General features: G+C 67.1%; 20 protein-coding genes. 12 read left to right on the top strand and 8 right to left on the bottom strand.

What is annotated here, in order from left to right; all coding sequences use genetic code 11:
* Positions 1 to 14: 14 nt before the first annotated feature.
* The 4 genes from H8R18_RS07520 to H8R18_RS07505 all read right to left on the bottom strand — a co-directional run bounded on the left by H8R18_RS07520 (position 15) and on the right by H8R18_RS07505 (position 5347).
* Complete coding sequence (locus H8R18_RS07520) at positions 15 to 1493, bottom strand: amino acid permease (protein WP_191071425.1); 1479 nt, start codon at positions 1491 to 1493, stop codon at positions 15 to 17.
* 98 nt (positions 1494 to 1591) lie between these two features.
* Positions 1592 to 2545: a carbohydrate kinase family protein gene (locus tag H8R18_RS07515; RefSeq protein ID WP_191071424.1), complete on the bottom strand. Its 954-nt coding sequence runs from the start codon at positions 2543 to 2545 to the stop codon at positions 1592 to 1594.
* Positions 2546 to 2616: 71 nt separating this feature from the next.
* Positions 2617 to 4278 (bottom strand): ABC-ATPase domain-containing protein, encoded by a 1662-nt coding sequence (locus H8R18_RS07510; RefSeq protein WP_191071423.1) that lies wholly within the window; start codon positions 4276 to 4278, stop codon positions 2617 to 2619.
* Between the two features lie 28 nt (positions 4279 to 4306).
* Positions 4307 to 5347: an Lrp/AsnC family transcriptional regulator gene (locus H8R18_RS07505; protein ID WP_191071422.1), complete on the bottom strand. Its 1041-nt coding sequence runs from the start codon at positions 5345 to 5347 to the stop codon at positions 4307 to 4309.
* Between the two features lie 112 nt (positions 5348 to 5459).
* Here H8R18_RS07505 and H8R18_RS07500 point away from each other — a divergent pair, with 112 nt between their 5' ends.
* From H8R18_RS07500 to H8R18_RS07480, 5 genes are read left to right on the top strand one after another with little or no spacing between them, the layout of a single operon-like run.
* A complete protein-coding gene (locus H8R18_RS07500) occupies positions 5460 to 6410 on the top strand; it encodes an AEC family transporter (RefSeq protein WP_191071421.1) in 951 nt (316 codons plus the stop codon).
* Between the two features lie 9 nt (positions 6411 to 6419).
* On the top strand, positions 6420 to 8021 hold the full coding sequence (locus tag H8R18_RS07495; protein ID WP_191071420.1) for an amidohydrolase: 1602 nt from the start codon (positions 6420 to 6422) through the stop codon (positions 8019 to 8021).
* Complete coding sequence (locus H8R18_RS07490) at positions 8018 to 8434, top strand: Rossmann-fold NAD(P)-binding domain-containing protein (protein ID WP_194189224.1); 417 nt, start codon at positions 8018 to 8020, stop codon at positions 8432 to 8434. The genes H8R18_RS07495 and H8R18_RS07490 overlap by 4 nt, the downstream gene beginning before the upstream one ends.
* A complete protein-coding gene (locus tag H8R18_RS07485; protein WP_194189223.1) occupies positions 8346 to 9017 on the top strand; it encodes an NAD(P)-dependent oxidoreductase in 672 nt (223 codons plus the stop codon). Before H8R18_RS07490 ends, H8R18_RS07485 begins: the two co-directional genes overlap by 89 nt.
* Positions 9004 to 9597 carry a nucleoside/nucleotide kinase family protein gene (locus tag H8R18_RS07480; RefSeq protein ID WP_191071418.1) on the top strand — a complete coding sequence of 198 codons (594 nt, stop codon included), beginning with the start codon at positions 9004 to 9006 and terminating at the stop codon, positions 9595 to 9597. The genes H8R18_RS07485 and H8R18_RS07480 overlap by 14 nt, the downstream gene beginning before the upstream one ends.
* On the opposite strand, the gene H8R18_RS07475 is transcribed toward H8R18_RS07480, so the two are convergent.
* Entirely contained in the window at positions 9590 to 10387 is a 798-nt protein-coding gene (locus tag H8R18_RS07475; protein ID WP_191071417.1) for a glucosamine-6-phosphate deaminase, read from the bottom strand. The genes H8R18_RS07480 and H8R18_RS07475 overlap by 8 nt on opposite strands.
* A gap of 8 nt (positions 10388 to 10395) precedes the next feature.
* Positions 10396 to 11085 carry an N-acetylmannosamine-6-phosphate 2-epimerase gene (locus H8R18_RS07470; RefSeq protein ID WP_223875110.1) on the bottom strand — a complete coding sequence of 230 codons (690 nt, stop codon included), beginning with the start codon at positions 11083 to 11085 and terminating at the stop codon, positions 10396 to 10398.
* A 230-nt stretch (positions 11086 to 11315) separates the two neighbouring features.
* Between H8R18_RS07470 and H8R18_RS07465 the strand changes: the two genes are divergently transcribed.
* The 6 genes from H8R18_RS07465 to H8R18_RS07440 all read left to right on the top strand — a co-directional run bounded on the left by H8R18_RS07465 (position 11316) and on the right by H8R18_RS07440 (position 17907).
* Positions 11316 to 12047, top strand: coding sequence for a hypothetical protein (locus H8R18_RS07465; protein ID WP_191071415.1), 732 nt, complete (start codon positions 11316 to 11318; stop codon positions 12045 to 12047).
* 71 nt (positions 12048 to 12118) lie between these two features.
* The gene (gene nrdF / locus H8R18_RS07460) at positions 12119 to 13093 is read left to right on the top strand and encodes a class 1b ribonucleoside-diphosphate reductase subunit beta (RefSeq protein WP_191071414.1); all 975 of its coding nucleotides are present in this window, start codon (positions 12119 to 12121) and stop codon (positions 13091 to 13093) included.
* 113 nt (positions 13094 to 13206) lie between these two features.
* The gene (locus H8R18_RS07455; RefSeq protein ID WP_191071413.1) at positions 13207 to 14826 is read left to right on the top strand and encodes an ATP-binding cassette domain-containing protein; all 1620 of its coding nucleotides are present in this window, start codon (positions 13207 to 13209) and stop codon (positions 14824 to 14826) included.
* A gap of 58 nt (positions 14827 to 14884) precedes the next feature.
* The gene (locus H8R18_RS07450; protein ID WP_191071412.1) at positions 14885 to 16324 is read left to right on the top strand and encodes a GuaB1 family IMP dehydrogenase-related protein; all 1440 of its coding nucleotides are present in this window, start codon (positions 14885 to 14887) and stop codon (positions 16322 to 16324) included.
* A gap of 22 nt (positions 16325 to 16346) precedes the next feature.
* On the top strand, positions 16347 to 16811 hold the full coding sequence (locus H8R18_RS07445; protein WP_191071411.1) for a low molecular weight protein-tyrosine-phosphatase: 465 nt from the start codon (positions 16347 to 16349) through the stop codon (positions 16809 to 16811).
* Between the two features lie 103 nt (positions 16812 to 16914).
* A complete protein-coding gene (locus H8R18_RS07440; protein ID WP_191071410.1) occupies positions 16915 to 17907 on the top strand; it encodes a trypsin-like serine peptidase in 993 nt (330 codons plus the stop codon).
* Here the strand turns inward: H8R18_RS07440 and H8R18_RS07435 are convergent.
* Positions 17904 to 18452, bottom strand: a complete 549-nt coding sequence (locus tag H8R18_RS07435; RefSeq protein WP_191071409.1) for a phosphoribosyltransferase — start codon at positions 18450 to 18452, stop codon at positions 17904 to 17906. The two genes, H8R18_RS07440 and H8R18_RS07435, sit on opposite strands and share 4 nt — an antisense overlap.
* A 339-nt stretch (positions 18453 to 18791) precedes the next feature.
* Here H8R18_RS07435 and H8R18_RS07430 point away from each other — a divergent pair, with 339 nt between their 5' ends.
* Complete coding sequence (locus H8R18_RS07430; protein ID WP_194189222.1) at positions 18792 to 19415, top strand: hemagglutinin; 624 nt, start codon at positions 18792 to 18794, stop codon at positions 19413 to 19415.
* 8 nt (positions 19416 to 19423) lie between these two features.
* Here the strand turns inward: H8R18_RS07430 and hrpA are convergent, their stop codons facing one another.
* Positions 19424 to 23938: an ATP-dependent RNA helicase HrpA gene (gene hrpA, locus H8R18_RS07425; protein ID WP_223875108.1), complete on the bottom strand. Its 4515-nt coding sequence runs from the start codon at positions 23936 to 23938 to the stop codon at positions 19424 to 19426.
* Between the last annotated feature and the right edge of the window lie 187 nt (positions 23939 to 24125).

Genomic DNA, 24125 nt, shown 5'->3' with positions numbered 1-24125 from the left:
AGGTCAGCGGCGCGTCAGTGGTGAGTCGCTCGCCACTGCGCGGCCGCTTCCCGGTCGCGAGCCAGGCGCTGCTTGTAGGCAGCGACCTCGTCCGCGTGCGCACTGCGACGCCGGTGAACGAGCAGGACGGCGCCGAGGACGAGGAAGAAGACGAACGTCGCGATCATCGCCACGCGCGTCTCGGGCTCGCCCCACAGGGCGACGAGCATGAGGCCGATAAAGACGATGACGAGGCCGCAGGCGAGCGAGCCGCCGGGCATGCGGAACGTCGAGGATGCGTGCAGCTGCGGGCGGGTGCGCCGGTAGCGAATGTAGGCGACGACGATGCTCAGCCACACGAACATGAACAGGATCGAGGCGACCGTCGTCACCATCGTGAAGGCCTGCATGACCGATCCGCCGAAGGCCATGAGAACGATTGACGACAGCAAGAGCACGCACGTGAGCAGCAAGGCGTTTCGGGGAATCAGGCGCGGGGAGAGCTTGTGGAAGACCTCCGGTGCCGCCGAATTGCGTGCGAGCGAAAAGAGCATCCGCGACGTCGAGTAGACCCCGGAATTACACGACGAGGCCGCCGACGTCAGCACGATCGCGTTCACCACCGACGCCGCACCCGCGAGGCCGACGAGGGAAAACATCGTCACGAACGGCGACATCTCGGGGTCGACCGAGTCCCACGGGGTGACGATCATGATGGCCGTCAACGCGCCGACGTAAAACAGCAAGATGCGCACGGGAATCGAGTTGATGGCCTTGGGCAGCGAGGTCTCGGGATCCTTCGTTTCGGCGGCGGTCGTCCCGACGAGCTCGATGCCGACGAAGGCGAAAATAGCGATTTGGAAGCCGGCGACGAAGCCGTCAAAACCATTGGGGAAAAAGCCGCCATGATCCCATAGGTGCGTGAGGGAAGCGACCGTGCCGTCGGGACTGGTGAAGCGGGTGAGGACCATGCCGATGCCGATGACGATCAACGCGATGATGGCGACGATCTTGATCATCGAGAACCAGAACTCGACCTCGCCAAAGGCTTTCACCGTCAACGCGTTGAGGGCATAGAGCAGGGCGACGGTGGCGAGGGCGGGAATCCACGAGGGCACACCCGGCCACCAAAAGTGGATGTAGCCGACGATCGTGATGACCTCGGCGGTTGCGGTAACGATCCAACACAGCCAGTAGATCCACCCGACGAAAAACCCCATGTCGGGGCCGAGGATGTCCTCGACGAATTCGGAAAACGTCGCGTAGCTGTGGTTCGACAGCAAGAGTTCGCCCATGGCGCGCATGACGAAAAACAGGACGAAACCGATGATGAGGTAGACGAGGAGGACCGACGGGCCGGCCAGCGAGATCGTTCGCCCCGACCCCATAAACAACCCGGTGCCGATGGCGCCGCCGATGGCGATCAGCTGGATGTGGCGATTCGACAGGTTGCGTTGCAACCCCGCTTCGGAATCGTGCTCGCCAACGATGTCTTCGACGTCACGTGTACTCATCGTGTCCTCCTTGCAATATCGGGGGACACTCTACCGGGTCGCGGTGGCTGAGCGCGCCGAGGTCCGACGCGCTCAGCCACCGCGTGACCTCGCAAAACTCAGCAGAACAGCGGCCAGCGCGTGGCCTCTTCGGTGATCGCCTCGCGCGTGGGGGCGAAGGCCCCGTGCTTGGACACGGTGATGCCCGACGTCAGCGTGGCGCGGTGGATGGCGGGGAGGACCGTGTCCCACGTCGCCGCGCGCAGACGATCCTTGGCCTCGACGGAACCGCCCAGGCCCGCATCCAGCAGCCCCGAGATGAGGCCCGCCATGAACGAGTCCCCGGCCCCCACGGTGTCGGCAACCGGCACGTCAAGCGGAGCGACGCTCAGCAGGTCGCGCGCTCCCGCCAGCGCGATGAGCGCGCCGCGCGGCCCACACGTCGCGACGACCATGCCCACGCCCGCCTTCAGCCACTCGCGCATGACTTCCTCGACGTCGCGGGTGGGGTAGAGCCATGCGATGTCTTCGTCCGATGCCTTGACGATGTCGGCGCAGGCGATGAGGTCGCCGACGCGGCCGCGCACATCATCGGGGCTGCCCATGACGGCGGGGCGAATGTTGGGGTCATAGGAGACGGTGCCGGTGCGCGAGGCCTCACGAGCGGCTGCCAGCACCTTCTCGCCGCCGGCGCCGAGCGCCGCCGCGTACGACCCGGTGTGCAGGTGAGCGAAGTCGCCGAGGTCGGGCAGGGCCGGGACGTCCCAGTCGAGGTCGAACGTGTAGGTGGCGTGCCCGGCCTCGTTGATCTCGGCGTGGGCGACGGTCGTGTGCGAAGCCCCGCGCGTGCCCTCGACGACGCTGATGCCGCGCTCGGCGCAGAACTCGTCGAGGCGGGCACCGCGATCGTCGCGACCCCAGTACGATGCGATATGCGAATCGTGGCCGAGGGCAGCCAGCCCGGCGGCAACATTGAGGAGCGAACCGCCGACGATCTCGGTCGTGTCACCGTCGCGGTGAACGGCATCGATCAGGGCTTCGCCGAGGCACAAAACACGAGACTGCGCTGACATGGTGGACCTTCCTTCACCAGATACACGTGCACTGTCATTGTCTCACGCCGAGCGGTGCGCACATGGGACGATCAGCGCACGAGCAGGCCCCGATATCGCGACAGGGCCGCGGCGATATCGACCCGGCGCGGGGCAACGAGGAACGCCGGCGCCGTGTGCTCACTCACGCTATCGAGGTTCGCACTCGTGCGCGCCGCCACCGCGTCGACGGCCTCGCGCACGGTCGCGTGCTGGGCGAGCTCGTCTTCGGTGAGGCGTCGCAGCGCCCACGCGATCGCCTCGGCCTGGCCGGGATCGACGATCTGCGCGATGGCCGAAATGTCGATCGACGTGCGATCGAGGACAACCGCGCGCGTCGCCATCGCCTTCGTCGTCCGCCGTTTGCCGTGGCGCGGTGCCGGGCACGCCCTCCCCGCCCGGTCGCGAACCAGAGCCCCGGGGCGGTCTTCCCCCGGGATCGGCGTCGCGCCGGCGATATCGTGAGCGCGCGCCGTGAGATCGCTGACCCGATAGGTGTCCAAGCCGAGGACGAGGTCGGCGTGCGCGAGGTAGTCGCCCGACCCACCCATGACCAACACGCTCGAGATCCCGCGCCCCGACAGCAGACGAATGCGATCGACCAGGGGAGTGATCGGTTCGGCCTGGACGAGCTCGCGCATCCGCGCGTCGCGAATCATGAGGTTCGTTGCCGAAGTGTCCTCGTCGATGAGTAGCGTGCGCCCCCCGGCCTCGATGGCCTCGGCGATCGAGGCGGCCTGCGACGTCGAACCCGAGGCGTTGTCGGTTGAGAACGCCGAGGTGTCGGCACCGCCCGGCAGATCGTCAATGAACAGCGAGATGTCGGTGCCGCGAATGGCGCGTCCATCCTCGGCCCGGATCTTCATGGCGTCGGGATCAGTGGCGCAGCGCTCGCGCCCGTCGCCGGGAATGTGGGCGTACACGGCGCGCTCGAGAGCAGCCAGCAGCGTCGACTTGCCGTGGTAGCCGCCGCCGACAATCACGGTGACACCGGCGGGAATCCCCATGCCCGTGACGGTGCCCGCGTGGGGAAGGTCGAGGTGAACCCGGGTCGATTCCGGGCTGGCGAAGGCAACGGCTCCCTCCATCGGGGCATCGCTGATCCCGGATGCGCGCGCGAGCACGGCATCGTCGGCGACGAAGGCAACCCAGTTGCGCTCGGCCAGCGTGGCGCGAATGGTCAGGTAGTCGACGTAGCAATGGACGTGTTCGGTGAGGGCGCGACGTGCGTCCTCGCCAGCCTCGGCAAAATCGCAGGCGGCAAACACGGCGTCGGGAACGTCGAGGTCGAACAGGCGCGCGGCCTGGTGGCCGAGGATACGCCGGCCCCGCGCGGGCAGGTGAACCTGGAAACGCAGTTCGAGCCCGCGCTCGTCCAGCCGGCAGCTCGAGCGCTCAAGGATCTCTTGTCCCAGCGGCGCCAGCGCGATGTCGCGCGTATGGGCGATGACACGGGCGAACCGGCGTGCGATGTGGTCCGCGGCCGCCACCCGCTCATCCTCGGTGCTCACCAGCCCATCGGGCAGCGCGAGCACGTCGAGGGGCACCCGCACGCGCACCCCCGAGGGCGGGGCATAGGGATCGGACTGGATCCGGGTGAATTCGAGGGTGAAATCGCCGTAGTCGTAGACGTCGTCGCGCAGGCGCTTGTAAGCGCCGTACGAGTTGGCGTCGAGACGGTGCAGAGTCGAAATGAGCTGGTCGGCATCGCGCATGCCTCCAGTTTCCCACCTCGCAGCCGGCTCACCACACCATGCCGAAGCCGTCATCGTGGTCGACGATGCGGTCGTGGGCGTCGAAAATCCACCCGTGGTCTTTGCGCCGGCGCATTGATAAGGCGACGTCGCCGATAGTGACGTCGGGGAAGCTCTGGCGCAGCCGCCGCTGGATCTGTTCGGTCTGTCCGATGTGGGTGAGGTAGCAGGCGAATAAGAAGCTGACGGTGCCGACGACGGAGGCCGCCATGCGCGCGTGCAGGTGCTCGCGCGCGAACACCGCCAGGTCGGGTGTGCGCTCACCGGCACAGTGGCAGTAAAAGGTCGCGACGATGGGGTAGCCGAGGTAGGCGGGGGAGGTCTGGAGGCGGATGCGCACGTCGTCGCGGCTCAAGATGCCACGCAGGAGCCGCCGGGCCGTCGTCGCCGACAGGTCGAGGCGGCGGGCGAAATCGGAGATCGGTACGCGCGCATCGCGAGCGAGAATGCCGATGCCGGCGCGCTCCAGCGCGCTGGGTGGATGCTGCGGGCGTCGAGCCTCGTTATCGGTTCCCAGACGCTCGAGCCGATGCCGCTGCGACGGGTTGATGACGCGGTCGCTCCACGCGGCACCGGTGACATGCAGAGTTGTCACCGGCAGCACGTGGATGCGGCGGATGCCCGGAATCGCGCGCAGCTGCGGCGTCGTTCGCACGTGCAAGTCGCGCAGCGTGGGCGTGACGGTGTGGCAGGCTGCGTCGGCCACGGTGAGCAGGTCCTCGACGAAGACGATCTCGGGGATGCGGCACAGAGCGTCGAGGACGTCCTCGCGCTGGGCGGGATCGGCCTCGATGGTGACGAAAGATAGCTCGGATGCGGACGCCGCCGAATAGAACTCGACTCCCATGCGCATGACGTTGTTCTCGATCAGGCGGCGATAGCGCCGGCGCAGCGTCGAGGCGGGCGTGGCAAGAACGGCCGACAGCTCGGCCCACGAGGCGCGCGGGGCAATGCGCAAGGCATCGATGAGCTCGAGATAGGGCGTGTCGAGTTCGCCAACAGCGGTACTGAGAATGGCTGAATCTGGCATCCACACCTCTTTTCGTGCGTGTATCGAGCATCTTGGGTCGATGCGTGGCTGGTGCCACAGACAATAGCAGGACAACGACCGGCCAAAGGTGCCCCGATCGAAAGCAGGTCCGATGACCACAACAACTTTTGCGCTATTAGCGACCGTTTTTCTTGTTCTCGTTGCCGGTTTTACCCTTGCCAAGTGCGGGGTTGTCGATGCCAAGCTCAACACCGGCCTGTCGACTCTGCTGCTGCGCGGGGTCCTGCCGATCGCCATCGTCGGCTCGGCCGCCTCGCCCTACAGCCCCGCGGTCGCCAAGGGATTCTTCATCGTCTTTGGCTTCGCCCTGGTCTACTACCTGGTGGCGCCCCTCATCTTCTACGCCATCGGTAAGCGCGTGAGCGTTCCCGACAAGGCCGACGGGCTGTTCTCGTCGATGACGGTCTTCGGCAACGTCGGCTTCATCGGCATTCCGCTGGCCTCGCAGCTGTACGGGTCGACGGGTTTGATCTTCGCTGTGTCGCTCAACATCGCGTGGAACCTGTCGATGTTCTCGCTCATGCGCATCATCTTGTCGGGCGAGCGCCACTTCAGCCTGAAGAACGTCTTCACCGACATCAACATGATCGCCACCTACATCATGATGGTCTTCTACTTCCTCCAGCCCTACTGGGCGTGGCAGGAGCTGGCCGTGTCGCAGATCATCATGGACGCGTGCAACAAGGTCGGGGCCATGCTTACCCCGCTGTCGCTGTTCATCATCGGCTACGCCATCGCATCGATGTCGGTGAAGGAAGTCATCACCGAGAAGTGGGCCTACGTCGTCTCGGTCATGCGCCTGCTCGTCGTGCCGCTGGCGTTCATCGCGCTGTTTGCCGTGCTGCCGCTTCCCCCCACCGTCGAGCGCGTCACCGTCTTCTTGCTGGCGATGCCATGCGCCACCCTCAACGTCATCTTTGCCAACATGTTCCGCCTCAACGTCAAGTTCTGTTCGAAAACCGTCACCGCCTCCTACGTGCTGATGATCGCGACGCTGCCCATCATCTTGACCGTTTCCGGTGCGGTACTGGGGACCAACTAGGAGATCACCATGAAGCTCGACGCCATCTATCGAAACGGCCGCATCTACACGATGCGCGCCGACGGCGAGACGATCGAGGCCCTCGGGATCCTCAACGGCCGCATCGTTGTCGCCGGCTCGAATGCCGATGTGGCCGACTACGAGGCCGAACGCGAGGTCGACCTGGAGGGAGCCCCCGTCATCCCCGGTCTCGAGGACACCCACATGCACCTCTACCTCGACATGCTCGGGCGGCGCCGGGTCGATCTGGGTGAGGCCCGCAGCTGGGACGACGTCGAGCGCCTGCTGCGCGCCGGGTTGGACCATCTGGAAGAGGGCATGTGGCTGACCGGCGAAAACATGTCGATGGCCAAGCTCGCCGAGGGTGCCTACCCGCCCCGGCAGGTCCTCGACCGCGTCTCGACCGAGGTCCCCATCGTCGCGGGATCCTTCTGCCACCACTTCCACTCACTGAACACGGCGGCGATCACCGCCTGCGGGCTCGACCGCGACGACCTGGGCGAAACCGACGGACAGGTACCGCGCGAAGACGATGGCTATCCGACGGGTGTGGTGCGCGACCAGGCCTACCCCGCCTTCGTCGCCGAACACATTCCCCTGCCCACGCTGGCCAACAACATTCCCGCCGTGGCCGAATACCTGCGCGAACTCGCCGGACTGGGGCTGACGACCCTCCAGGTGTACCAGGAGGACAACCCGGACGGGGCGCGGCTGTACCAGGAGGTTCGCCGCCTCCACGGCCCCCTCATGCGCCTGGGCTTCACGTGGTACGCCGACCGGGCAAACGATCGCGGAATCGTCTCGGGATTCGGCGACGAGTGGCTGAAGATCGGCCCCCTGAAGTACCTCGCCGACGGCTCGGTCGGCGGGCGCACCGCCTACCTCGAGGAGCCCTACAGCGACGACCCCACATCCTGCGGGGAAGCCTCGTTTACCCAGGACGAACTCGACGAGATCGTGCGCACCCGCTACAACGAGGGGCACGAGCTGTGCATCCACGCGATCGGAGACCGCGCGATCAGCATGGTTCTCGACGCCTTCGAGCGGGCCTACGACCCCGAGATCGGCGACGCCCGCCGCCTCTACATCGGCCACTGCACCGTGCCGCCCACCGACTTCTACGAGCGCATCGCCGACCTGCCCGTCTACCCGCAGCTGTCGCCGAACTGGTGGGTGAACTTCGAGCACTTCAGCCACGACCGGCTGGGACCGGAAGGATCTGAACGCCACAACCGGCTGTTCCCCATCCGCGACATGCTCGACCACGGCGTCATCGTCCAGTGCGGCTCGGACGCACCGGTGGCGACCGTCAACCCGTGGGTCGGCATCGAAGGGGCAGTAACCCGCCGCGCCGTCGGCTCCGACATCCCCCAAGCCGCCGCCCAGGCCGTGAGCGTCTACGAGGCGCTGCGCTGCTACACCGCAAACGCCGCCTACTACAACCACGAAGAACACGACAAAGGCACCCTCGAGGTCGGCAAATTCGCCGATTTCGTTCAGCTCAGCGCCGATCCGTTTACCATCGACAGTGACCGGCTGCACACGATCACGGCCGTGCGCACGATCGTCGGCGGTCACGAGAGCTACGGGGAAGCCAGGGACGCATCATGAGGATTTTTGCCTACGACGCCAACGCCGGTGAGATCGAGTTTTATCGCGAATTCGAGCGCGACCACCCCGACGTCGAGGTCGTCGAATTCTTCGGCTATCCCACCATCGACGACTTCACCGACACCCACGTCGACGTCGTGTCGACCTCGGGAGCACCCTTCGGCGCCGACCTCATCGAGGCCGCAGCGAAGGCAGGCTGCCGCTACGTGTGCGCGCGCTCGATCGGATACGACAACATCGACCTGGAGGCGGCCGCGCGATGCGGAATGCGCGTCTCGAACGTCACGTATTCGCCCCACTCGGTCGCCGAATCCCTACACCGTCATGATGCTCATGGTCCTGCGCAAGATCCGGCCCATGCTGCGCCGCTTCGACGCCCAGGACTTCCGCACCGACGGACTCGAAGGCGGTGAACTGGCCGGGCGAACCGTCGGCATCATCGGAGCCGGCAACATCGGCGCGACCCTGGCACGCTGCCTGAGCGGATTCGGCTGCGAGATCCTCGCGACCGACCCCTACCCGCGCCCCGACCTCGACACGATCGTCACCTACGTCGACCTCGACGAACTGCTGCGCCGATCCGACGTCGTCACGATCCACATGGCGCTGAGCGAGCAGACCCGACACCTCATCGACCGCGACGCCCTGGCCCAAATGAAACCCGACGCCATCCTCATCAACTGCGCTCGCGGTCCCATGGTCGACACCGCGGCGCTCGTCGACGCGCTGGCCGAGGGGCGACTCGCGGGCGCGGGACTCGACGTTGTCGAGGGCGAGGAGGCATTCAGCTACCGCGATCTGCCAACCCACATCGTCGACGACGTGGCGTTCGCGCGGCTGCGGGCGATGCCGAACGTCGTCGTGACCTCGCACATGGCCTATCTGACGCGCGAGGTCGTGCGCGAGACCGTCCAGCGCGGTTTCGGCCACGCGCTCATGTTTGCCGCGGGCGAGGACGTCCCCTTCGAGATTGCCCTGCCCGATGTCGCCGACTAGCGCCCGCGGGCGCGAGGACGCGAACACCGAGACCATCATCGAACAATGTCGGTGCGCGCTGGCGCACTCTCGCGCTCGCGGACGCCGCGGCGTCGTCCTCATCGATGGGCGAGCAGGCGCGGGAAAATCGACCTTGGCTACCACGATCGCCGAATGCCTCGGCGAGCAGATGCTCGATCTCGTCGTGGCACGGATGGACGACTGGTACCCCGGTTGGGACGGCCTGGCCGCGGGCTCGCGGATGCTCGCCGAGGACGTGTTGGGCACGCCGTCGGGCTATACCCGATGGAATTGGCAGGCGGATGAGCCAGGGGCGTGGGTCAGCGTCGACCCTGCCGCCCCACTCATCATTGAGGGCTGCGGGGCGCTGACGACAGCCAGCCGCGAACGCGCGGATTTCGGGATCTGGGTCGACGCGGACGCGCACGTGCGGCGCCAGCGAGCACTGACCCGCGACGGTGAGATGTTCGCGCGCCAGTGGAAACGCTGGGCCGCGCACGAGGACGATCACATTCGGCGCGACGACCCCGCGGGACTTGCAGATCTGCGCGTCGACACGACCCCGCCGCGACTCACCTGAGGGGCTGCTCGCTCGCGGCCTCGGCCTCCCACTGGGCGCGGTAGAAATCGGCCAATTCCAGGCGAGCGGCCGCGGCCTCGTCGACGAGGACGGTCGTGTGCGGATGCATCTGGGTGATGGTCGCCGGCCACCGCGCCGACACGGCCCCCTCAACGAGGTGGGCGACCGCCTCGGCCTTACCGGCTCCCGTCGCCAGCAGCAGCAGGTGACGGGCCTCCATGATCGTGCCCAAGCCCTGCGTGACACACTGCGTGGGCACCTGGGAGAGGTCGTCGTCGAAGAACCGGGCGTTGTCTTGGCGCGTCCGTGCCGTCAGCACGCCGACGTTCGTGCGCGAGGTCAAGGATCCGCCCGGTTCGTTGAAACCGATGTGCCCGTCGGCGCCGATCCCGAGGATCTGAATATCGACGCCGCCGCTGTCGCGAATCGCCTGATCGTAGTCGGCAGCAGCCTGATAGGGATCCTCGGCCAGAGCATCGGGGGTGTGAAGATGAGACTCGCGCAGTCCCGTGCCCTCGTCGGCCTCGATCAAGTGGTGACACAGGAAATTGCGGTAGCGCTCGGGATGATCTGCGGCGATGCCGATGTATTCGTCGAGCGCGAAGGCACGCGCATGCGACAGGTCGAAACGGCCCGCCGAATGGGCCGCCCGCAGGCGCTCGTACAGAGGGATCGGGGTGCCGCCGGTGGCAACACCGAGGACGAAATCGGGGCGGGCGTGCGCGCGAATGATGAGGGCGGCCGCCTGATCGGCGACCTCGTCGGCGGTGGCGAAAATACCGATGCGCATATGAACTCCTAGCGGGTGTTGGCCTGGCGAACGGCGGCGTCGAACCACCGGGTGATGGACGTCGGGTGAGTGATGGCCGTACCGACGACGACCGCCCACGCCCCGGCCTCCATGACCTGCCGGGCCTGATCGGGGGTATGGATGCGCCCCTCACAAATCACAGGGGTCTGTGGGAACGCCTCGATCATCTGGGTCAGCAGTTCGACGTCGGGGCCATCGGTTTTCTCCCGCTCACCGGTGTAGCCCGACAACGTCGTCGACAAGATGTCCGTGCCGGCCTCGTGAGCCATCGCGGCGTCGTCGAAACTGCCGCAATCGGCCATGACAACAGCGCCGTCGGCATGAAGCGCCGCGACCGTCTCGGCGTAGGTCAACCCGTCGGGGCGGGGACGGCGCGTCGCGTCAATGGCGACGATGTCGCATCCCGCGGCCAGGCAGCAGCGAGCGTGGCGGAGTGTCGGCGTGATGTAGACGCCCTCATCGCCCTCCTTCCACAGGCCGATGACGGGAACGCTGACGCGCCCCTTGATCGCGGCGATGTCGGACAGGCCCTGACAGCGGATCGCGACAGCCCCACCGGCCGCAGCGGCCTCGGCGACCTGGGCCATGGTCTCGGGATGGCGCAGGGGTTCACCGGGGTAGGCCTGCGCCGACACGATGAGGCCGCCGCGCAGGGAATCGATGAGTGTGCTCGTCATGGTCATCCTTCACATCGACGATACCGATACTTCTACTATCTACCCCGCCCGGCGCGAATGTGCCCAGATCAGCCCGCCACTTGCCGGAGCGAGGGAGGCGAGTTTGCTCCGGCACTGTCGGCCACCACGCGCGGGCCCGGCCGGCCACCCCTGGCAGCCGCGACCGATTGGGACGATACTGGGAGGGCATACGCAACCGAACCAGTGGCGCTACGCGAGGAGGCCGCTCCATGTCTTGCTGTTCATCGACGACGTCGACCACCCTGTCGTGCCCGTGCCCCAAGCAGTGGCGAGCGGCAGGCCTCGGAGCCGCAGTGTTCGCGTGGTACGCCATGCCCGACGTCGTCCACTCGCGCGTGGCCCGCGCCGCCATCAAGGTCGCGCTTAGCGCCGGCGCGGGCGCGCTCGCGATGCAGCAGTGCCCATTGTCGCTGCGCGACGTCGCCACCGGGAATTGGCATCGCGGCGAGGCCGGATCCTCCTGCTGCGGCCACCGCGGCGAGTCGGCGGACACCAGCGATGACGCTGCGGAGGAGAACATCGGTGTGACGCCCGGCAGCCGCGAGGTCCTGGGCACCCTGCGCGACCGCGAGACCTTCGAGGCCGGCGGCACGTGCGGGTGTGGCAAGGGAACCGGCAGCGCCGAAGGTGGATGCTGTAAGGGCCAGGCCAGCAATAAGGAAAAGTGCTGCAAGGAGTCTGCCCGCGAGGACGGCACGTGCTGCAAGGACGCGGCAGGATCGCGGTGCCCCGTGCTCTCCCACCTCGAGTCCCCGCAGGCCATTGCCGCAGGGGCCGCCTTTGCCGGCGCCGTCGCCCTCGGCGAGAGCGCAGCCTATCGCTGCGGCGAATGGCTCGCCTCGCGCGGGGTCCGCTACGCCCACACGAAACAGGCCGGCGTCTTCGCCGCGCTCGCGGCGGGTGCAGCCGCCGCAGCCGGCTCGTGCTGCATCCGCGACTAGAGTGAGGGTGCCGGCCGGATGCGCCAGCACGTGTTGCCCCGATGACCGTTGAAGAAGGAATAGGACCCGACGTGAGCGACAATCCCCGTCTTCTCGACACCGTCCAGGCGATCAACTGGAACAAGATCGAGGACGACAAAGACCTCGAGGTGTGGGACCGGTTGACCGGGAACTTCTGGTTGCCTGAGAAGATTCCGCTGTCGAATGACATTCCCAGCTGGAAGACGCTGACCCCCGACGAGCAGACGATGACGAACCGCGTGTTCACGGGGCTGACTCTGCTGGACACCGTTCAGGGCACCGTCGGAGCCGTCTCGCTGATTCCTGACGCGCGCACCCCGCACGAGGAAGCTGTCTATACGAACATCGCGTTCATGGAGAGCGTACACGCCAAGTCGTATTCGTCGATCTTCTCGACGCTGTTGTCGACCGAGGAAATCAACGAGTCCTTCCGGTGGAGCGAAGAAAACGAACACCTTCAGCGCAAAGCCGAGATCATCATGTCGTATTACCGCGGCGATGATCCGGAAAAGCGCAAGGTCGCCTCGACGATGCTCGAGTCCTTCCTGTTCTACTCGGGCTTCTATGCGCCGATGTATTGGTCGGCGCACGCCAAGCTGACGAACACCGCCGACCTCATTCGCCTCATCATTCGCGACGAGGCCGTTCACGGGTACTACATCGGCTACAAGTACCAGCTGGCTGTTCGCGAATCGTCGCCGCAGCGTCAGGCCGAGCTCAAGGACTACACGTTCGACCTGCTCTACGAGCTGTACGAAAACGAGGAGCAGTACACCGAGGATCTTTACGACCCCCTGGGGCTGACCGAAGACGTGCGCAAGTTCCTGTGCTACAACGCCAACAAGGCCCTGATGAACCTCGGCTACGAGGCGCTGTTCCCGCCCGAGGCCACCGCCGTGAATCCCGCTATCCTGTCGGCGCTGTCGCCCAACGCCGACGAGAACCACGACTTCTTCTCGGGGTCGGGCTCGTCCTACGTCATTGGCGAGATCGTCGATACCGAGGACGACGACTGGGATTTCTAGTCTCGACACTGTAGATTCCGTCGGTTAGCGTATAGGCATGGGTTTCTTGCTGTGAGATAGCCGCGCGTCGAGGCTGAGCCCCGCGCGGAGAGCATCCACATTGCGAGGAACCCATGTCTGTACACGCACCCCTCACCGTCACCCATCTGGCAGGCGGCTATCCCGAGTGGGACGTCTTTCGCGACCTGTCCTTTTCCGTGCCCGCTGGGCAGCCGACCGCGCTCATTGGCGACAACGGCTGCGGTAAGACGACGCTGCTGCGGCTCTTAGCCGGCGAGCTGCCAGCACGCGCCGGAATGGTGAGTGCTTCGGGAACCGTCGGCTATTTCCGTCAAGAGAGCTTCGCTGACGAGCTGGCAGCAAGCGCCGGAGACGTCTTGCGCGCGGGGATTGCAGCAGACACCGCCCTGTGTGAACGGTATGTGCGCGCGTGTGCGGATCTGGTCGACGGCGGCGATGACAGGGAGATTGCACGTCTCGCCGACGAGATCGACGCCCGCGAGGCCTGGCAGGCACCCGAACGCGCCGAGCAAATGGCCCGTGCATTTCGGGTAGACGCCGCGAGCCTCGGGCGCGACCTCGACACGGTAGCGATGGGGGAGCTGTCGGGCGGTGAACGGGTCCGTCTTCGCTTGGCGGCATTTTGCGCCGCGCGCTGCGACGTCGCGTTGTTAGACGAACCGACGCTGCATCTCGATGACGACGCGATTGATGCGCTAGCGGCGCAGGTGCGCAGCTGGCCCGGCGTCCTCATCGTCGCCAGCCATGATCGCCACTTCCTGAGCCACGCGGTGTCGACCTACCTCGACTTCGATCCCGCGCCCGTGCTCCACGCCGAGGAGCACGGCGACTGTGTGACCTGGTGGCACGGAACCTGGGACGAGGTCGTTACCCAGCGACGCGCGCGAGACGAGGCCTGGCGGGCGCGGTATCGCCGGGAACGCGATCGCATCACGGCGCTGCGCGCCGCCGCACACCGCGACGACGAACCCGCGCGTTACCGCATGCATACCGAAGTAAAGAAGGCTAAGCGCTTTTTCGAGGATCGGCACTCCGCCGCAACCACCCGGATCGATGCGCGCCGGGCTCAACGGGTCCGCGAAGCCGAAGCCGCGTGGGTGACAAAGCCCCCGCATCAGCTGCGCCTTGACATTTCATCTGCGCCGGATCGCGGCGTCGGTTTCACTTTGCGCAACGTTGAGGTCGCGGGACGGCTTGCCCCGGTGAGTATCGATGTTGAGCCGGGCGAGCACGTGCTCGTGTGTGGTCCGAACGGCGCCGGTAAGACGACGCTGCTGCGTCTCCTCGGCCACGAGATCACCCCGACTGGTGGGCACGCTGCGTTGCCGGATGCCTCGGCGATCGCGAGCGTCAGCCAGTTTGTGTCTCGCCGTGACGACGTCGATAACCTCACGGTTGTCGACTATGCGCGCCGGCTCGGGGTCGGTGTGCTGGACAAGGGGTTGGTACCCGGCATCATCGCGCACCGTCGTCTCTGCGAGCTGTCGGGTGGCCAACGAGTCCGCGTCAACCTGGCCGTGGGACTGGCCCGTGGAGCCCAGCTTCTGTTGCTCGACGAACCGGGCAATGCCATTGCACCTGTAGTCGTGACGGAGCTGGAAGATCAGTTGCGGGCGTGGCCGGCGACCCTGGTGTGGGTTAGCCACGATAGGGAGCTTCGGCGCCGATGGTGGGGGCGAACGCTGACGTTGTCCCCGGTGCAGTGCCGTTGAACGGTTACAGCCGGCCGTTTCCTGCCGCCTGGGGGCGAAACCGCTAGACTGGAGAAACGTGCGCTTCTTGAACTCCGCATCCGTGCCCTATGACCTGACCTACAACGACGTGTTCATGGTCCCCTCGCGAACCGATATCGGCTCGCGCTTCGACGTCGATCTCGCCTCCGACGACGGCACCGGCACCTCGGTGCCCCTGATCGTCGCGAACATGACGGCTGTCGCCGGCAAACGCATGGCGGAAACCGTCTCGCGGCGCGGCGGCCTCGTCGTCTTGCCGCAAGACGTTCCGGCCGACATCGTCGCCGAGACGATTGCGAAGGTCAAAGCGTGCGGGACCGTCTACGACACGCCCGTCACGCTGCACCGTCGCGACACGGTTTCGCAGGCGCTTTCGCTCGTTCACAAGCGTTCCCACCACGCCGTCATCATCGTCGACGACGATAAGCGCCCGCTGGGTATCGTCCCCGAATCGGCGCTGGCGGGAATCGACCATTTCGCCCAGCTGCACACGATCATGAGCGAGCCCGTCATCGTTGCCGCCGGCGTGACCCCGGCCGAGGCCTACGACACGCTCGCCGCCAAGCACCTCGGCGTCGCCTCGATCGTTGACGACGACGGCCGGTTGGTTGGGGTGCTCACGGCCAAGGGTGCCGTGCGCTCGTCGATCTACCGGCCAAACGTCGATAAGAATGGGCGCCTGCGCGTGGCCGCCGCCATCGGGATTAACGGCGATGTGCGCGGTCGCGCCGAGACGCTCGTCGCCGCCGGTGTCGACGTCCTCGTCGTCGACACCGCTCATGGCTACCAGGAGAAGACCCTGCGCGCGCTCGAGACCGTGCGCGAGGCCGGCGTGGACATCCCCATCGCATGCGGAAACGTCGTCACCGCGGACGCGACCCGCGACCTCATCAACGCCGGGGCCAGCATCGTCAAGGTGGGGATCGGTCCGGGGGCCATGTGCACGACCCGCATGGCGACGGGAGTCGGTCGCCCACAATTCTCGGCCGTCCTCGAGTGCGCCGAAACCGCCCACGCCCTCGGCGGGCACGTGTGGGCTGACGGCGGCGTGCGCCACCCGCGCGACGTCGCCTTGGCGTTGGCGGCGGGCGCCTCGAACGTCATGATCGGCTCGTGGTTCGCCGGCACGTACGAGTCTCCCGGCGACATCACGCACGACCCATCGGGGCGGCCCTACAAGGAGAACTTCGGGATGGCTTCGCGGCGGGCCGTGCGCAACCGCAACGCGGCGGCTCAGGGATTCGACCGCGCGCGCAAGGAACTGTTCGAGGAGGGCATCTCCTCCTCGCGCATGTACGTCGATCCGCTGCGTCCCGGCGTCGAAGATCTCATCGACCAGATCGTCGCCGGGGTTCGCAGCTCGTTCACGTACGCCGGCTCGAAGACCCAGGCGGAATTCCGCGAACGCGCGATCGTCGGTATCCAGTCGGCCGCGGGCTACCAGGAGGGTGCCCCGCTCGCCGAATCGTGGTCGTGAGCGCTACGGGGAGGAATGACTCATGACGCGCGTGCTCATGGTTTGTACGGGCAACATTTGCCGCTCGCTCATGGCCCACGCGGTCCTCGACCAGCGAGCGCGCGAGGCCGGCGTTGACATCGTCGTGGATTCGGCCGGAGTCTCGGACGAGGAGGCCGGCAACCGCCCCGATCCTCGCGCCCAACGGGTTCTTCGCGAACACGGCTACGAGGTGCCCGATCACCGGGCACGGCAGGTCCGGGCCGAGGACTTCGCCGACTTCGACCTCATTCTCGCGATGACGGACACGCACCTGGCGAGGCTACAGCGTCTCCATCGTCGAGCCGGAGCAGCCGCAGACGTGACGATCGCGCTGTATCGCGACTGGGATCCCGACGGAACCGGGCAGGTTCCCGACCCGTGGTACGGCGACTACTCGGACTTCATCGACACGCTGGAGTGCATCGAGCGGGTGACGCCGCGTCTGCTTGAGGATCTGCGCGCCTAACGTCACACATATTCTCACCCTCGCCCCCTCGCGCGCACCGGGGCGCGGTCGTAGTGTGGAACGGACACGGGTGGCGGCGCCATATGGCGGGGAAGGCGCGCGGATGATCTCACAGGTTCGAGCATGGGCGGCTAAGGCTGCCGTCGCGGTGTGCACGCTGGGTACGGTCGGGACGTTGGCGGCGGCGGGCATGGGGGACGGCCCCCTCGCTGAGGTCGCTCAGGAACTGGGGCTGGACTCAGTCGGTGAGGCGTCCTCGCGCATCGTGTGGTATCCGACATCGGATCACGCACGCGCCTACTGGGCCGATCACGACCCGGACTACGCCGATTCCGACCGCGAGATGCACGACGACCTGCTCGACGACACCCTGACGGACGTGGCGATGTGGGTCGCCGATTCGATTGACGGGTCGGCGGCGGAGACCCAGGGTGGGACGTTGCCCGAGATGGGGCTGCTCATGACGCTTGATGACACGGGCACAGCGGTGCCCGTGTGTTCGGCGACGATCGTCACCTCGCCGACGCGCGACCGCGTGCTCACCGCCGCGCATTGCCTCGATGGCGTGACCTCGGATCTCGTGTTCATCCCGGACTATCACGACGGGCAGGCCCCGCTGGGCGTGTGGGACGTGACGGCAGCTGCGATCGACCCGCGCTACGGCACCTCGCCCTCGGGCGACCAGGCCGTCCTCGTCATTGCCGATCGCGGCGGCGAGAAGATCGAGGATGCCGTTGGCTCCCTCGACCCCGCCTACGACGTGTCGCCTAACCGCAGCAGCGTCATCATGGCCGGCTACCCCTACGCCACCGTGGAGCCGCGGCTGTGCCGGTCGTCGACGTCCGCCTACAGCGAAGCCGGGGACACCTTCCTCGCCATGCATTGCGCGGCCATGCCCTCGGGAGTATCTGGCGGGCCGTGGCTCAGCGAAACCGACGACGTCGTCATCATCGGGGTCACGGGTGGGGGAGCGGACGGCGGTGGTTACACCGACGACGATTCGGTGGCCACGCGCCTGAGCGAGTCGACGAGACAGCTGATCGAGGGCACGGTGACCCGCCACGAACACCGCATCCTCGCCTCCACAATCCGCTAGGGCTGCTCGCAGTCGCTGGTGACCGGCGGCAGCGTCGACCACGGGAAGTTGATCCACTTGTCCGTGTGCTTGAGCACGTAATCGGGGGTAATGACCGAGCGCGACTTCATGTAGATGCAGCAGCTGCGGGCCTCGGCCACGCGCACCATCGTCGACGACGCGGGGTCACCCGAGGGAATCCCCTGATCGCGAATCATCTGCATGACCAACGCCAGCGTTTTGCCCGAGTCGGCGACGTCGTCGACGACGAGCACGCGCTTGCCATCCAGGGCGCTCACGTCCATGAGCGGTGGAATGAGGACGGGTTCGGGCAAGGTCTCGGCGATGTCGGTGTAAAACTCGACGTTCATCGTCCCGCACGCCTTGACGCCCAGGGCATACGACAGGGCGCCGGCCGGTAGCAGACCGCCGCGGGCAACGGCAACGACGAGGTCGGGCATCCAGCCGGAATCACGGATGGTGACGGCCAGCTCGCGCATGCCGTCGCCAAACCCCTGCCAGGTGAGAACTTCGCGATCGATGGGGGAAGAGGAAGAATCAGCCATGTCCTCAGCATAGTGTCCGGGACGGACTGGACACATGCCCGTCGGCGCTATCAGCCCGTACGATGAGGGCGATGTCTTCTTCGCGTCCCTCGGCCCGCCCAGGCAGGCGGCACCCGGCTCACGTGTATCGGCGTCGCCGCGCTGGGTGCGGGCTCGTGGCCCTCGTCGTCATTATCCTCGTCGGTGCCGTCATCGCCGGCGGCGTGCGCGGCTGTGCAGCCAAGCACGCCGAAGAGGCCGCAGACGTCCCCGAGCCGACCACCCCGCCCCTATCGTCGGCGGGATTCACCCCGGGCATGATCATCTCGAATGCCGATTTCACCAATACGGCGACGATGAATGAGGGCACAGATCCAGGAGTTTCTCGACACGTGGGGGACCGGCTGCCGCCCGGGCAGCCAGGCGTGCCTGAAGGACTACCGCACCGATTCGGCCCCCATGCCGGCCACCGCGTCGTGCCCACGCCAACGCGAGGGCGGCAGGAGCCTCGCCGCGTCGACGATCATCTGGCGCACCGCCCAGGCGTGTGGCATCAATCCCGAGGTCATCCTCGTGACGCTGCAAAAGGAACAGGGCCTTATCACCGCCTCGTCGTCGCGGCTTACCGGTGACGCCTACGCGTGGGCCATGGGGTACGGCTGCCCCGACGGCACGAATTGCGACCAGCAATTCGCCGGCTTCGACACCCAGGTCTACCAGGCCGCGGCGCAGTGGAAGCGTTACATGAACGAGCCATTTTCGTTCTCGATCCTCGCCGGAGTGACGAACACGATCACCCACGCCCCGGACCCCGCGTGTGGCTCGCAGCAGGTGTACGTCGAAAACCGTGCGACCGCCGCCCTGTACAACTACACGCCCTACGTGCCCACCGACGCAGCGATCAAGGGAGACTTCACCGGCTGCAACGCCTACGGCGCGGGAAACCTGCGGTTCTACCAGTATTACCGCGCCTGGTTCGGCTAGGCGGTTGCCTACAGAGTCTCGGCCAGGCGTGTCAGTCGCTTGAGGCTGATCTTGCGCGCGGTGCCGACGTGCTGGGCAAACAGCGATACGCGCAGTTCTTCCTGGGCGAGGGTGAGCTCCCAGGCGGCCTCGGCCAGAGACGACTCCCACGGGCGCGAGCGCGCACGATCAAGCGCTGCGGCCGTGACCTCGGCGGCTTCGCGTGCCTGCCACGCCAGCCCCTTGTCGCGACCGGGATTGTCCGCGGCCCGGCGAATCCGCTCGGCGCTGGCGCGCAGCCACCGTTCGAGCGCGGGCAGGCCCGCCGCACCCCATCGGCTGATGAACCCGGGGCTGATGAGTGCCTGCACGTGGCGCGTCTCGTCCGCCAGGACGTCGAGCAGCCGCAGCCGGGGAACCTCGGCGCTCGCGCGCTCGTAGTCGTGGCAGGCCCGCAAGGCCGCGACGACGTGGCCGACGACCTCGTGAACGCGATCTTCGAGGCGTTCACGCACCCACGCGACCACCGACTCGCATGCCTGCTCGTCGCGCACGCTCCACACGTTGGTGTCGTGTTCGAGTGCCCACTGCTGGACGAGATCGCGGCCGGCGCACCACTGGATGTCGTCGATAAGGGCCTCGGTGGTGGCGTACGGGCTGGCCGCAAGCGTCGCCGCGTCCGCGCCGCGCCATCGCGTCTTCACCCTCGTGGCGGGCAGAGCGGTTTGGGCGAGGACGAGCGCCGCCACCCCGTCCGCGTGGTCGCGGCGAGCGAGCGGGGCGGCGTCGCAGATACACAGATCAGCACGCCACGGCCCCTGCCAGCCGGGAGCCTCGGCCCACGCCGGATCCAGCACATCCGCCGGCATGTCCGCGACGACGAGCGCCGGATGGGCGAGCCGCGACGTCCCGGCGGGGCCGGCCACGCGGATGTCCTCGGGCAGCGGGGACGGCTCTGTCGGGAAGGACGTCAGTCCGCTGACCTCGCGCACGGTCGGGGCCGCCGCTCGCGTTCGAGCCCCCGGTCGGGCGGAGTGTGCCCGTGCATCACGGATGGCCTCCCGCACGGCCTGGCGCTCGCGATCGCGCAGACGGTGGGCCAGTTTGGCAATGTCTTTGCCGTGGGCGATCGCGCGGCCATTCGCATCGGTTACCACAACGGTCATCGTCAGGTGGGCCGGCAAGCGTGTGCGTGCGTACTCCCACGCGCCTTCGTCAATCTCGACGCCACGAGTCGCGTCGAGACCGCGCGTGACCATGTCACGAAGAGACGCATCGGGCGAGGTATAGCGTCGGTCCCACCCGGCCACCTCGCGCGGCGGCTCGGCCTCCGCCGGAGGCTGTTCCTCGGTAGCCGAGACGCTGGGAGCCTCGACGCCCGCCCATTTCGCGAGCCGCGCCATCGAGGCATCCAACGCCTGGCGCTTCTTCTCGGCAACGCCTGGGCCCTCGCGCCGCATCGGCGCGTGCGGGTCATCCAGATGCTCGCGGATCCACGCCGTCACCTGCGCCGCGACGTCTGGTGCCGGCACCAACTGGCGGCGCACGCTCTTCGGCATCGCCTTGATGAGACCGGCGACGAGGTCTTCCCACATCCCGGGAACCAGCCAGGAAAAGGCATCCGGCTCCAGGCCGCTCACGACCTCGAGCGGGACCTGAACGCTGACGCCGTCGCGATCGGAGGAGGGATCAAACTCGTAGGAGAGCGGGAACGATACCCCGCGTCCGCGCCAGCGGTCGGGGAACCCCGAGGCCTCGCGCTGCTTCGCCGACGCCACGAGATCACCGGGCGAGACGGCCCCGTCGAGCCTCTCGGCAATGCTCGTTCCCGAACTTCCTGAGCTGTAGGTGAGCGGCTCATCCGATGCCGGCGGCGTCTCGGGCAGCAGCAGCGACGGGGGGAAGTCCAGCAGCCGCGGATCCTCGCGTTGGGCAGTCTTCCACCATCGCGCAAAATGTCCCTGCGAGACGACCTCCGGCCCCACCCGACGATCGAAAAAACGCGCCAGGGCGTCGTCCCCGGCGACGATACCCGCCCGCCGGGTCCGCCGCTCCACCTCGCGCGCCTGTTCAAGGGCGCGTCTGTTGCGCTCCATGAACCGGTGTCGGCCGTGCCAGTCGCCCTCAACCAGCGCGTGCCGGATAAACATCTCGCGGGCCAGCTCGCGCGCCGTCGGCGCTTCCTCGGCGTTCGACGTCTCGCCCAGGGCTTCGCGTAAAGCACCGACTCCGCTCGTATCGGCGAGCTTCTCGCCCGGCAGTCGCTTCTCACCGAGGCGCCCCAGCAACACCGGGCGGTCGGCGCTAATCGTCAAGCCGTACAGCGTCGAGCGTTCGCGCACCATTGCGGCCCCGGCCCGCGAAGACCAGTAGATGCCCGAATAGCTGCGCTTGATGAGGCACGATCCGGCCTCGTCGATCCAGGCCGGGTCGATAGCGGCGACCGTGCGGGCGAACAGCCGTGAGGTTTCCACCAGCTCGGCCGCCATCACCCACTCGTGGTGGCGCTTGGCCAGCCCCGACCCCGGCCACACCCGGAAGTGCGTTCCGCGCGCCCCCTCGTAATCCTTTGCCGAGGCATCCCAGCGACCGAGATTCGACAGCAGCCCGAACAGTAGCGAGCGATGCAGCGAGTCGGCGTCGGTTTCCTCGGTGGTCAGCGCCACGCAGGCCGCGGCGATCGCGTCGGTCGCCGACTCACCGAGGCCGCGCTGAGCATCGATCGCGCGCTCGGTGGGGCGCGACAGCGGATGAATCGAGATCCCGATATCGCGCGCCATCTGGCGCAGCTGCGTGACCATGTCCTGCCACTCACGGGTGCGCAGATAGTGGAGGTATTCGCGCTGGCACGTGCGCCGCAGCGCGGATCCCGACATCTCGCGCGAGAGCGTGCGCAGGTAGCGCCAGAGATTGAGATAGGCGAGGAAATCCGACGACGGATCGGCGAAACGCGCGTGGGCGGCGTCGGCCGTGCCCGGCGCCTCGGCGGGACGCAGCCGCACGTCCTGCATGGCGAGTGCGGCGACGATGACGAGAACTTCGGATGCGCAGCCGCGCCGGTCGGCCTCGATGAGCATCCGGCCGAGCCTCGGGTCGATGGGCAGGCGCGCGAGGTTGTGGCCGATCCGCGTCAGGCGGAGCTCGCCCGATTCGCGCAGGGCCCCGAGTTCGCGCAGCAGTGCCACACCATCGCGGACCTGGCGGGGATCGGGCGGGTCGAGGAAGGGGAACCCCTCGATGGGCGTCAGCCCGAGCGACGCCATCTGGAGGATGACGGCGGCCAGCGATGTCCGCAGGATCTCGGGATCGGTGAACTCGGGGCGTGAGGCGAAGTCCTCTTCGCTGTAGAGGCGGATGGCGACGCCCTCGGCGACGCGCCCGCACCGACCCGATCGCTGGTTCGCCGAGGCTTGGCTGATCGGTTCAATCGGCAGGCGCTGGACTTTCGTGCGGTGGGAAAACCGCGAGATGCGGGCCAGGCCGGGATCGACGACGTAGTGGATTCCCGGGACCGTCAGGGACGTTTCGGCAACGTTGGTGGCCAGCACGACGCGGCGGGTGTGGTGAGCCTCGAAAACCCGGTGCTGTTCGGCGGGGGACAGGCGGGCGTAGAGCGGGATGACCTCGATCGCGTTCGGGTGACGTGAGCGGGCGCCGGCCGCGATGTAGCGCGGCCCCAGGTGGTCGCGCAGGGCGGCATCGGTGTCGCGAATATCGCGCTCGCCCGGCAAGAAGACGAGAATGTCGCCGTCGCCGAGGTCACACAGCTCGTCGACAGCGTCGCAGATGCCGTCGACCATGTCGATGTCGTTGCCCTCGTCGTCGCGTAGCGGGCGATAGACGATGTCGACGGGATAGGTGCGGCCCGAGACCTCGATGACGGGCACGCTCGCACCGCCGAGCGCGCGCGAGAAGTGCTCGGCGAAGCGCTCGGCGTCGATGGTCGCCGAGGTGATGACGACCTTGAGGTCGCGGCGCCTGGGCAGTAGCGCGGCCAGGTAGCCCAGGATGAAGTCGATGTTGAGGCTGCGTTCGTGGGCCTCGTCGACGATGATCGTGTCGTAGCGTGTGAGGTCGGGGTCGGCGGCGATCTCGGCCAGCAAGATGCCGTCGGTCATGAGCTTGACCATGGTGTCGGTGCCGACGACGTCGGTGAAGCGCACCTGGTATCCCACTGTGTGGCCCAGGCGCTGGCCCAGTTCGGCCGCGATGCGCTCGGCGACGCTGCGTGCGGCAAGTCGGCGCGGCTGGGTGTGGCCGATGAGTCCGGCGGCGCCCCGGCCCAATTCCAGACACATCTTCGGCAGCTGGGTGGTCTTACCCGAACCCGTGGCACCCGAGATGACGACGACTTGGTGATCGCGAATCGCCGCCATGATGTCGTCACGCCGCTGCGACACGGGCAGCGCCGACGGGTAGGTGATCGCCGGGACCGAGCGGCGACGCTGCTCGATCTGTTCGGCAGTGAAGGCGCGGGGTTTGCGGCGGCGACCAGACGAGCCGCGGCGAGGCCGATGTGGGGAGCGGGAAGGCGAAGACGTCATCGCCTCCATCCTACGAGGGGCGGCTGGCTGCGCCGCTGGGAGGCGGGAGACCGCGCACAACCCATCGCTAGTGTGATGTTGCGCACATCAAAAATGAGAAGCGATCGCGTTGGGCGCCTTGGGTGTCGCGTCCGTCTCGGCTCTCTTTGTGCTACCACGCGGTTAGTTAAATATGAGAGGTTGTGAC

Origin of the sequence: Nanchangia anserum (genome assembly GCF_015240065.1) — a bacterium.
Lineage (GTDB): Bacteria > Actinomycetota > Actinomycetes > Actinomycetales > Actinomycetaceae > Nanchangia > Nanchangia anserum.
The sequence above is the reverse complement of the archived record's forward strand: the minus strand, read 5'-3'. Positions and strand labels throughout refer to the sequence as shown.